The organism is Methylocaldum marinum, assembly GCF_003584645.1.
Classification (GTDB): Bacteria; Pseudomonadota; Gammaproteobacteria; order Methylococcales; family Methylococcaceae; genus Methylocaldum; species Methylocaldum marinum.
Genome location: NZ_AP017928.1, coordinates 171090 through 183118, shown reverse-complemented (window position 1 = coordinate 183118; position 12029 = coordinate 171090). Strand labels below are relative to the sequence as shown.

The window sequence follows — 12029 nt, the reverse complement described above, 5'->3', positions numbered from 1 at the left end:
GAATCGGGAAGCCGGAGCTTCTCGGCATCGGTCCCGAACAGGAGTTCGGGACCCAGCGTAAAATCCGCCGGCGATTACGCCATGTGGTTTTTTTCTCCGACTCCGTCATAGCTCTCGTGGGCGAACTATTTTGCCCGCCGAAAAACAAGAAGATCAGGAGAAAAGCCGCATGTCCCAGCCTTCACGAATCCAGAAAGATCGGTCCCGCCGGCATTGCCGCACGCTGGCGTTCGGTCTGCCCTTGCTGTCCGCCTTCACCGCCGGTGCCGCGGAAAACACCCGTTTCGACATTCCTCCGCAGCCTCTGAACAGCGCCTTGCTCGCATTCGGCAAACAGAGCGGCCGGCAGCTTCTGTACGGCAGCGAAATGACGGAAGGCTTGAAAACAGGAGGACTCAAAGGAGAGTACCCGCCCGAAATAGCGCTGGACCGGCTGTTGGCCGGCACGCCGCTGAGCTACAGCGTTACGCCCAGCGGCACGGTCACCCTTGCCCGCGCCGAAAGGCCCGCGGTCGATGGCCAGGAAGTGCAACTGTCTCCGATCATGGTAAAAGGCGAGGCGGTGATCGAGGAGGACGGCCAAAGCTATGCCGTAACCCGCAGCTCCACCGCCACCAAGACCGATACGCCGATCATGGAGACACCGATGTCGGTGCAGGTCGTTTCCAGGGCCATAATGGACGATCAGCAGGTCATCACGGTGGAAGACGCGGTCAAGAACGTCAGCGGCGTGCAGCGCGACTGGGGCTACGGCAGCCTGTACGACAGCTTCATCATCCGGGGCTTTCCGACACGCCAGTCCAGCGTCTATCGGAACGGCTTTCGCATGACCGGGTATGCCGCCGAGACCGCCAACGTGGACAGCATCGACATTCTCAAGGGGCCGGCCGCCATGCTCTACGGGCGGGTCGATCCCGGCGGCATCGTCAACATCGTCACCAAGAAGCCATTGAGCGAGTCCTATTATTCGCTGCAGCAGCAGTTCGGTTCCTACGATCTGTACCGCACCACCGTCGACGCCACCGGTCCGATCGCCGGGAACGATGCGCTGCTCTATCGGTTCAATCTCGGCTACACGAACGCCGACTCGTTCCGAGATTTCGTCTTCACAGACCGTATATTCGTGGCACCGTCGCTGACCTGGCGGCTCTCCGAGGACACCGAATTCAATCTGAATTTCGAGTACAAGAACACGTATTTCATGCTGGATCACGGCGTTCCGGCCGTGGGCAAGCGCCCGGCTGAGGTGCCGATCAGCCGCTACCTGGCGGAGCCCGGAACCGATACGCATACCGACGACTATCTGGTCGATTTCAACTGGTCGCACCGCTTCAACAAGGATTGGCTCATACGCAACGGCTTCGTCGCGCACCTGCAGGACTATTTCCTGGAAACGGTGGTCCATCCGTTCCTGCGTCTGGACAATCGAAGCATGGGGCGCTTTGCCAACTTTACCGATTACGAGCGCCACCAATTCGGTTCATACATCGATCTCACCGGCCATTTCGAGACTTTCGGGGCCCGTCACACGGTGCTGGTCGGCGCCGACTGGTACGAATACCACCAGGAATCCGTCGGTTCGTTCAGACCAGTCTCGGACATCGACATTTACAATCCGGTTTACGGCACCGTGGACCTGAACCGGCACCGGGTCTTTCGGGATCATGCGCCGACCAATTTCTATACGGCGACGACCGAATGGTTCGGCCTTTATTTCCAGGACCAGATTACGCTCTGGGACAAGCTTCACATCCTGGGCGGTGGACGCCACGACTGGGTGCGCAGCAAGAGCGGCTTTTCCGGCGTTTCCATGGCGGCCATCGACCAGACGGTACTCGAAACGGAACGTTTCCAGCCGCGGGTAGGCATTCTTTACCAGCCGTGGCCTTGGCTATCGGTTTACGGAAACTACGTGGAGTCATTGGGCGCGGACAATCCCGGACGCTCCGCCTCCGGCGAGCCCCTGAAACCGGAAACCGCCGAACAGTTCGAAGCCGGCGTCAAAACCGAGTTACTCGATGGCAGACTGACCGGAAGCCTGGCGTACTTTCATATCGAAAAGCTCAACATGCAGACCGCCGACATCTCGACGCCCGATCCCAACGACCAAGTCACGGTGGGCAAGGCGCGCAGCCAGGGCATCGAATTCGACCTGAAAGGCCAGCTTACCGACAGCCTGAGTCTCATCGCGACCTATGCCTACATCGACGGCAGGATCCTCAAGGACAACGGCGGCAACGAAGGCAACCGACTGCCCAACGTCCCGGAGAACTCCGGCAGCCTGTGGGCCAAATACGATTTTTTCGGCACGGCCCTGGACGGCTTCAGTGTGGGCACCGGCGTCTACGTGGCCGGCCAGCGCGAAGGCGACAACGAAAACACCTTCCAACTGCCGGGCTACGTCCGCTGGGACGCCATGGCGGCCTATCGCTTCAGAGTCGGTCCCACGCGGATGACAGCCCAGGTCAATGTCAACAATATCCTGGACAAGGCGTATTACAAGTCCACCGACATCATCGACGGCAATCCCAGGGGAAGGATCACCGTCGCCGAGCCCTTGACGGTGCTCGGTTCGATTCGGCTGGAATACTGACGACACTCGGGAAACGCCGCGATCGGACGATCAGATGTAGGTCGTTGCAGACAGAGCCCCTCACGGACGGCGTGCGTCGGCAAAGGCTTGCCGACCTACTTTGGGTGCAGCGCCAAACCGGAAAATGCTCGAACCCGCGATCGAACGACCTGAGCGCTAAAGCCCGCTCCCGCACGCTAAGAATCCATCCGACAACAGCTCTATCCGTATTTACGACAGGAGACCCGAATGTCCGACCGACCTGACAACCGTATCGCCCGATTCAGGCTGCGCCCGATATGGCTCAAGGTCCATCTATGGCTGGGGCTGTCGGTGGGTGCGGTCTGGGTGCTGATGGGGCTTACCGGAGCCGTAAACGTGTTCCGATGGGATATCGACGAATGGCTGAATCCCGAACTGATCGTGGCCGAACCGGGAGACACTCGAAAATCCCTGGACGAGATCCTGGCGGCGCTGCGCGCGGCGCATCCGGAGCGGAACGGCATCTGGTCGCTCGAAATGCCGCGCCACGAGGCCGGCATGATCCTGGCTCGCCAGATGGGAAAGAAAGCGGACGGTTCCTCCGAGATCCTCTTCGTTTCGGTCAATCCCTACACGGCGGACATCGTCGCGAACCGCATTTATTCCGATTTCAGCTTTCTCATCACCTGGATCTATGACCTCCATTCGACCTTTTTCCTGGGGTCCGCCGGTTTCAAACTGGCCGGCGTTTTCGGACTGGTCTTGATGATTACCCTGGCCACCGGCGTCTATCTCTGGTGGCCGCGAGGCAACAACTGGCGCGCGGCATTGGCCTTCAAGCGCGGCGCCGGTGTGGAGCGATCGATCTTCGACATCCACAAGCTGTTCGGGATCTACGGGTTGGCGGTCTTGTTCACGATCGCCTTCTCGGGGACTTGCCTGGTTTTTCGCGACTACGTCCGATCGGCGGTCGCGCTGGTATCGCCGATTTACGGCAACTTCAGCCCGGCGCCGGCTCCGCCCGAGGGTCTGAAATCCGTCCCTGTGGCGGATGTCGCACCGATCACCCTCGAACACGCCGCGGCGGTTGCCGGATCGATTTTTCCGGATGCCCGAGTCCGCTTCGTCAAAACGCCGGGCGGCCCGGAGGGATTCCATGCCATCCAAATGCGTCAGCCCGGAGAAGCCAGCCTCTTCTTCACCACCACGACCGTTTGGGTGGACCAGTTCAGCGGCGAGGTCCTCGCCGTGCGAGACCCGAACAGATTCACGGCGGGCGAAACCTTTTTGAACCTGATGTGGCCGCTGCACAACGGCGAGGCCTTGGGCCTGGCTGGACGCATTCTGGTGTGCATCGCGGGTTTTCTGCCCCTGGTGCTTTACCTGACCGGCCTCAGCCGCTGGCTGCAGAAGCGAAAAGCCACGCGACGGCTCGAAGGGCGGATCGCGAAAGCCGCTTCAAAAGCGGCCCCGATAGAGTGAAATCGGATTCGAGTACGGAAATCCCGGATCCGGCACGAATCTCCGGAATTCGCGGCCGTGGCCACAACACCTCCGCACAAGGATTGCGCGGGGCAAAAAAAACGGGATGCCGAATGAACGGCATCCCGATCGAATGAGGAGATCTCACGCACTCGTACGGTCAGGTCCCGGAGGAGAACCCTTGATTGCTACGAGATGGCACTATCCTACCCTACCTAAACCATTGATCCAATGAGGCATTTTGTCGCATAGCCGATGCGGGATTTAACCCGGTGAGGTGCGGGATATGCATTAGCGCCAGCCGGTCCGAAAATCCGGATTCTACATAAACCATTGATATTCCGAGGACCGGATTTATGGCACGAGGATTGAACTCTTGTTACTGCTGACTTGCGGTTGGCCTCTCCGAAACGCCGTCGGCTTTTCATCGACGGGCTGACCGCGACCACATCCTGCTATCGCATTCGATTCCGAGCGGTCGCCACAGCTTTGGTCGAGTCTCTTTTTCCTCATCGGGAAAGAAAGCGATGCCGGACACGTCGAATAGTTTTTGCGTCTCGGCATTCGGGCCGAGCCGGGATAAAAAGCAAGGGCGGCTTCGTTCCTCAAGCAGTGGCTTATCGGCTCGATTCGCGCCCCAAGAGGTCTCATGACGACGACACACTCATCAATTTCACATTTCTTTGCCGTGCTGCTGCTTGCCTGGCTTGCCGTGACTCCCGCGAGTGCATCGGAGGCCCATGTGCGGGAAATCGATATCCCCGCCGCCGAGGGCAGTCGTCAGCATCATTTGACCGAGCTCGACCGGGGACGGCTCTTGCTGAGCTGGGTGGAAGGCAAAAAACCGTCGAACCGCTTCCGTTTCGCGGTTCGTGAGCGCGGAGCCTGGTCCGAGCCGCGAACGGTGGTAGACAGCCGCGACAAGTTCGCCGCGCCGCCGTTCGTGATCGGATTAAAGGACGGCACGCTGGCCGCGGCCTGGATGATTCACCCGGAGCGGGCCAAAGACCGCTATGCCGCCGACATTCATGTCTCGACGTCCAGGGACGGCGGACGCCACTGGAGCAAGCCGCAACGTCCCTACCCCGCCGTCGCGCGCATCTACGATGCACAGATGTCCGCCGCCCCGCTGGAGAACGGCGGCTTCGCGCTGGTCTGGACCGACCGGCGGCAGCCGGGTGTCTACCGTCTCATGGCGACCCTGATCGGCGCCGATGGGCGCGCAAGCGCGGAGAAGACGCTGGATCCAGACGTCTGTTCCTGCTGCGAAACCCACACGGCAGCCAACGGCAATACGCTCTTGACGACTTACCGCGACCATCTCGCCGGAGAGGTCCGCGACATCGCTGTCACGCGCTGGAACTCGGAAGGCATCCGTTCGAGCGGCGTCGTCCATGCCGACGGATGGGTCATCGAGGGCTGTCCCAGCAACGGACCTGTCGTGGCTTCGAAAGGTGCGCAAACGGTGGTTGCCTGGTTCACCGCCGCCGATGGCGTCGGCCGGGTGAAGGCAGCATTTTCCGCCGACCAGGGCGCGCATTTCGACAAACCCGTCGAGCTCGGCACGGACGCCAACGGTTATGTGGATGCACAGCTGCTGGAGGACGGTTCGGCTATCGTGGCCTGGCGGGGACGCTCCGGTCCCGATGAGGAATTGCGAATAGCCAGGGTGCGTCCAGACGGCACGGTACTCGGTCGCACCAGCCTGCACAGGGGTGGATTCCCGCGCTGGCCCAGCCGCCATCTCAGCCTGGCACAAGCGGGGGGCGAGATTTACGTCGCCTGGACCGATGCCGCCCGGCAACGGGTGAGGCTTGTGGAAACACCGACGGCCGCCGTCGCAGCCGAAGCCGAAGACGTCCAGGTCGCGAAGCGATGACTCCATTCGTCGGCAATCCTTTGCCGACGAACCCGCCGTGGGTCTAGATCGGTCTAGGGCAATTCCTTGAGTTCGCCCGCCGGGATGGCCCCGTCCGAACGGCCTTTCAAATAGGCATACAAACCGTCGATTCCGTCGACCACCGCCTTGTTTCCGTTGAAGGCCGGCATATTGTTGCGCCCGTTGAGCACGGTCGCCTTGAAATCTTCCTCGCTCATGTTCTTCAAGCCGGTCAGAAGGTTCGGAAATGCCGCGCCGCCTTCCGCCGTCGGTCCATGGCAGGTTTCGCAGCGCTGCCGCTTGTACAGTTTCCACCCTTTGAACGTCGCCTGGTCGACCGCGTTGCCTTCGACCTTGTAAGGCGCCTCGGCCTGAGCGGTCGAACAGAACGAAGCGGCAAGCCCAAGCGCAGCGGCCGCAGTCAGCAACTTGACACCAGATTGCCAAACCTTGTTTCGCATATTTTCTCCTTCGGTTGTTTTTGGAATTGCTTTGGTTCGCAGACCGTCGATACGAACTCGAACCCAAGCCCTACAAAAAAACGGCGGATGGGAGAGCGAAGCCCGGGGAATTCCGGCAATCGCGCTAACATCCGCCAACATTGCAAAGTTGAGGTTATGCGTCAATTATATAAACAAGTTTGATGCCAATCTTTAAAAGCCTTGCAGGACAGGGCTTTCAAGGCTTTGCCGCCCCAGCGTGAAGGTGTGAATTGAGGGCTGTCACCCACTTATGCGGGAATACACTCAGTTCCGATCGGGGCGGCAAACCTCGTACTCTCCGTTAGCTCGGGATAGGAGCGTTTTGGGGAGCTCGCACTTCGCGAAAGAGATTTGCCGTAGAAGCGATTCCAGCTACTGCCGTCGGGCGCATCCGTGCAAACCGCTGTCGCCCCTTTTGCATAGATGCGCGACAGCACGTAGTCGAATGCGTCATATGCCGTATCCGCGCCCGCAACACCACATTAAGTCATTGAATTAAAAGAGTCGCCCAAATGGCATGGGCGTTGCCCTGCAGACTTGAAGGGCAAGAGCGTTGCCTTCCGAAATTATCCTAGAAAGCGCCGTTGGGCGTGCGAGGCGGGCGGATCTGGTCGAAGGGCCTGTCCTGAGCTTGGTCGAGGGAACGCGACGCCGCCGCGGAACTGGTACCCACGAGTCGGCAATCCTTTGCCGACGTCACGGCCCGGCCAACGGCCTGGAACGGCTCTGAATCAAGATTTCCTTAACCATTCCAGGTTCTTTTCTCGACGCCATATACACAAGCCCCATGCAATCCAACGCCTTGTCTTGGCCCGATGCCCTGCTTCAAGAACTGCTCAGGTTTCTCACCCTACGGCTGAATTGCCGCGAAACGGCCGCCGACCTGGCTCAGGAAACCTTTCTGCGGCTGCATAAGTTCGCCCTGCAAAATCCTCCGGACAACCCTCGTGCTCTGGCATTTCGCATCGCCGAGAATCTAGCCATCGACCATCAGCGCAAAACCTCTTTCAGAAGGCGTTTTCATGCCGAAGTGGAAGAAGACAGCGTTGCCGATTGCGTCCCATGCCCTCACCCGGGTCCCGAACAGACCGCCATGGCCAAGCAGCGGTTCGACCAATTGCGGCAGGCGCTGGACGAACTGCCGGAGCCGTGCCGATCGGTCTTTCTGCTCCATAGCATCGAAGGATTAAGCTATTCTCAGATCGCCGCCAGGCTGAACATTTCCAAGAGCATGGTCGGCCGGCATTTGGCGAAAGCCTTGCTGCACTGCACGCAACGGGTCGATCCGGACTGAGAGCTTATCCCAGTTGGTTCGAGAAACCCTTCGACAGGACTGTCCTGAGTCCTTCGATTTAGAGCCTATCCCAATAGGTCGTTCGCCCAGAGCCCTTCGACTGAGCTCAGGACAGGCTTGTCGAACGGTTTCTTAAGCCTATTGGGATAAGCTCTTAGCTCAGGACAGAGCTGTCGAAAAACTCAGGGTGAACGACGGTGCATTGAAAAAATCTCCCGCCACTTACACCGCGGAATCCCGACCAACAGGCTTCGTATGAGCCAACTCGAGTCAGAATCGCCGACTGATCGTCATATAATCACAAAGCACATACTCAAATTTTAGGGCATGTCTCCAAGCTCCCGGGATTCATCACCAGACCTCACCGAGCAAGCCATCGAATGGTTCGTGCTGCTTCATTCCGAGGAAGCCGGCGCGGACCAGCACGGGCAATTCGCCGCCTGGCTGGCACGAAGCCCGGCTCATGGCGAGGCTTACGCCGCTGTGGAAAAACTCTACGGCGATATGCGTCAGGTAGCGCAAGCCGCTCAAATGCACCGCGCCGAATCGATTTCCAAACCGGTACAAACGGCACGCGCGACTCGACACCCCTTGGGCGCGGCAACGCCGGAGTTTTCCGGCAAAACCGCCCCTAGGAAGACGCTATGGAACCGTTACGGCTCCCGTTTGCTGCAAACCGGTCTGGCAGCGGCCGCCGTATGGCTGTTCGCGATACTGCTGATTCTGCCGGAACAATTTCATTTATCGGATGCCTGGCTGAGCGACCATTACACCCGCACCGGCGAGCAGCGGGAAATTCGCCTCGCCGACGGCAGCCAGGTCTTGCTCAACACCAACAGCGCCGTGACCGTGGATTACGGGCCGAGATTGCGGCAGGTCAGGCTGCTGCACGGCCAGGCGCGCTTCGAAGTCGCCGCCGATGCCGCGAGGCCCTTCGAAGTGATTTCGGACGATCTCAAGGCGCGCGCCCTCGGCACGGTGTTCGAGGTCTATCGCAAGGAAACCGGCGAGATCAGCGTGACGGTGCAGGAACATGCCGTGTCCGTGACCGCCGGAGACGGCGCAGCGGCAGTGGTCGAGCAGGGCCAGCGGATACTGTATAGGCCGGGCCATGGTCTGGAAGCACCGGAAGCCGTGAATTTGAAACTCGCCGCCGGTTGGCAACAGCGGCGCATCATGATCAGCGACCGCCCGCTGGGCGAACTGCTCGCCGAGGTGGACCGCTACCGCCTCGGCCGGGTCTTCATCACCGATCCGGAACTCGCGAAACTCCCGGTCACCGGCGTGTTTTCCCTCGATGATCCCGATGCCATTCTCGTGTCGGTCAGCAAGGCCCTGGCTCTCCGTTCCACCCAACTCGGCCCCTGGTGGATAGCCCTGCACCGCTAAGCTTGCGTCCCTCCCCTTTTTCCGCTCCACGGTTTTGCCATTTGGGCCGGAATAGCTGAGCGTTCCCGGCGAAACGCACCTGCAAGTCGAGGCGCAACCCAACGAGCGGGGCAGGCTGGGAATGTAGGATGCGTTGAGGAACGACACATCGGCAGTTCGTAGGGTGCGGTGAAGGATGAACCGCACCGGTCGCGCTTGCCGCATCCCACGGCTCTGATTTTCCATCGCCGCACAAAAAATTGGCGTCGGTTGTGGACGATCGCCGCCCCCATTCGTTTTAGCCCTTAGGGACTTTCGTCAACTCAACCTAGGGGATACTCCATGCCGACACAACACGAATTCCAATTCGGCAATCACACCGCGGCGACCGGGAATCGCTGCATGGCACCTGCCGAATTCGAGTTCTCGCCCAAGAATCCTTACCGTAAGACAGGCTCAACGCTGACCATCACCCTGTTAACGGCGACGCTGGCCCTGTCCGCACCCGTCGCCGGTGCCCTCGCCGCCGAAGCACCCCGCGAATACACCATTCCTGCGCAGTCGCTCAACAGCGCGCTCATGGCTTTCGCCGCCGCCTCCGGGGTGGAATTGATCTTTACCGCGGATACCGTGCGCGGACTGTCCTCGAAGGGGTTGTCGGGCCGGATGACGCCGGAGCAGGCGTTGAATCGACTCCTCGCCGGCAGCGGCATCGATTACCGCTTCGTGGACGGGCGCACGGTGACGCTGGAACGAAAAGCCTCGCCGGTTCCAGCTAGCAGCGGTGCGGGCGATGCGTTTGCTCTCGGCAAAGTCACGGTGAGCGCCGATGCGGTCTACGATCCGAACGACCCGTACAGCAAGGATTACGCTGTTCCCAACGCCACGACGGCTACCAAGACCGACACGCCGATCATGGAGACTCCGGTGTCGATTCAGGTAGTGCCGCGCGCGGTGATGGACGATCAGCAAGCGATCAGAGTCGAAGATGCCATAAAGAACGTTAGCGGAGTTATACCTGGCGCGTCTGATGGAAATTATATGGACGCCTTCATCGTGCGCGGATTTGATATTGGAAATAATACTTACCGCAACGGCTATCGAACCCAGCGGCAGCAAAGCGAAACGGCAAACCTGCAACGGCTGGAGATATTGAAAGGTGCGGCAGCCATGTTATACGGAAGGATACAACCCGGCGGCCTACTCAACCTCGTGACCAAACAACCGCTGGAGACCCCCTATTACGCGGTACAACAGCAGTTCGGCTCTTATGATTTATACCGTACCACGCTGGATGCTACCGGACCGGTTCTCGACGATAAATCGCTGCTTTACCGATTCAATATCGCTTACCAGAACACTAATTCATTCCGTGACTTTATTAGCACGGAGCGAATTTTCGTTGCTCCGAGTCTCACCTGGAACGTGACATCGGATACACAATTCAATCTGAATCTTGAGTACAAACACGACTGGGGAGTAGATGATTACGGTGTGCCCGCTGTTGGAAAAAGACCCGCCCCCATCCCTATTTCTCGACGCCTGGGACAACCTCAAGAAAACTTCGAGAACGATTTATTGTTAATTAATTTCAACGCCTCCCATGCTTTTAATGAAAACTGGAAACTTCGGTTGGGTGTAAATGCAAATTCCAACGAGTTCTCTCAAGAGGATATTCCTCCGAGAATACTGGAAGCTGATAACCGCACCTTGCAACAAGGCGCCTGGTTTATGGATATCTCGGAGAGCTCGCGCGGTGTGAACCTGGATTTGGTCGGGAATTTCCAAGCACTCGGCATGGATCATTCTGTTCTTTTTGGAGGTGATTACTATTCTTATGAGCAGAAGAGTGGTGGTTATGCAAACCGTTATCAGCCTATTGGTAGTGCGATAGATATCAATAACCCGGTTTATGGAGGGGTGGATTTTCGTCGATTGCGGAGTCTGAAAAGGAGTAGCTCTGATTTTTTCTATACTCCGGAAGAGGAGTGGTTTGGCCTGTATTTTCAAGACGATATAACGCTATTTGACAAGCTGCATATATTAGGGGGAGGCCGTTACGACTGGGCGACCACAATTGCTGGATTCTCCAATACCTCATTCGATGCGGTTAACAAGACCGCGACGCGAAATGAGAGATTCAGCCCGAGAGTTGGAATTCTTTATCAGCCGTGGTCATGGTTATCTCTCTATGGTAATTATGTCGAGTCCTTGGGTTCCAGTAATGGGCTGAATATCTCCAATAAACCGTTTGATCCGCAGACTGCAACCCAATATGAAGTGGGTATAAAAGCGGAATGGAATCGAATAATGGCATCACTGGCTTATTACCATCTCACAAAAGACAATTTGCTCACCACGAATTTGAGTACCGGCGTTAACGAGCCACTTGGCGAAGCACGCAGCCAGGGAATAGAACTGGATGTTTCTGGAAAAATCACCGATCAACTGCACGTAATTGCAAGTTACGCCTTTACGGATGCCCGCGTGACGAAAAGCAACGATCTATCCGGAGGTACCGCCCTGGAAGGACGACGATTGCCCCATGTGCCTGAACACCAGGCCAGTTTCTGGGTTAAATACTCGATTACCGATCAATTCTCCATTGGTAGCGGAGTTTACCTAGTTAGCCAGAGAGAAGGTGATACGACCGGATCGTTCCAACTTCCGGGGTATGCACGTTGGGATGCGATGGCCGCCTATCGCTTCGATATCGGAAAAAACCGTCTGACTGCCCAGATCAACGTGAACAACATTCTCGATATGGAATATTACAAATCCGGCCAAACGTGGACCCGGTTGAGGATACCGGTGGGAGAGCCTTTGATGGTGTTGGGCTCATTACGGCTGGAGTTCTGATCGATTTGAAAGTTTGTCTGACATATCAGGGAGGTGACGAGCGATGAAAGGCGTCTCGGATAGATCTACAAAACATGTCTGGCAAATCCAGGCGGGCTTCCGTGACGCGTG

At 58.1% G+C, this 12029-nt stretch carries 7 protein-coding genes; 6 read left to right on the top strand and 1 reads right to left on the bottom strand.

Annotated features, from left to right (window positions below):
* Positions 1-169: 169 nt before the first annotated feature.
* From sS8_RS00880 to sS8_RS00870, 3 genes are all read left to right on the top strand, one after another.
* Positions 170-2593: a TonB-dependent siderophore receptor gene (locus sS8_RS00880; RefSeq protein WP_145986359.1), complete on the top strand. Its 2424-nt coding sequence runs from the start codon at positions 170-172 to the stop codon at positions 2591-2593.
* Between the two features lie 228 nt (positions 2594-2821).
* On the top strand, positions 2822-4036 hold the full coding sequence (locus sS8_RS00875) for a PepSY-associated TM helix domain-containing protein (RefSeq protein ID WP_119627992.1): 1215 nt from the start codon (positions 2822-2824) through the stop codon (positions 4034-4036).
* Positions 4037-4685: 649 nt separating this feature from the next.
* On the top strand, positions 4686-5915 hold the full coding sequence (locus sS8_RS00870) for a sialidase family protein (RefSeq protein ID WP_119627991.1): 1230 nt from the start codon (positions 4686-4688) through the stop codon (positions 5913-5915).
* A gap of 53 nt (positions 5916-5968) precedes the next feature.
* On the opposite strand, the gene sS8_RS00865 is transcribed toward sS8_RS00870, so the two are convergent.
* On the bottom strand, positions 5969-6376 hold the full coding sequence (locus tag sS8_RS00865; protein ID WP_119632556.1) for a c-type cytochrome: 408 nt from the start codon (positions 6374-6376) through the stop codon (positions 5969-5971).
* A gap of 808 nt (positions 6377-7184) precedes the next feature.
* Here sS8_RS00865 and sS8_RS00860 point away from each other — a divergent pair.
* The 3 genes from sS8_RS00860 to sS8_RS00850 all read left to right on the top strand — a co-directional run bounded on the left by sS8_RS00860 (position 7185) and on the right by sS8_RS00850 (position 11918).
* On the top strand, positions 7185-7691 hold the full coding sequence (locus sS8_RS00860; RefSeq protein WP_119627990.1) for an RNA polymerase sigma factor: 507 nt from the start codon (positions 7185-7187) through the stop codon (positions 7689-7691).
* Positions 7692-8018: 327 nt separating this feature from the next.
* Positions 8019-9080, top strand: coding sequence for a FecR family protein (locus sS8_RS00855; protein ID WP_119627989.1), 1062 nt, complete (start codon positions 8019-8021; stop codon positions 9078-9080).
* A 321-nt stretch (positions 9081-9401) separates the two neighbouring features.
* A complete protein-coding gene (locus sS8_RS00850; protein ID WP_119627988.1) occupies positions 9402-11918 on the top strand; it encodes a TonB-dependent siderophore receptor in 2517 nt (838 codons plus the stop codon).
* Positions 11919-12029: the final 111 nt, after the last annotated feature.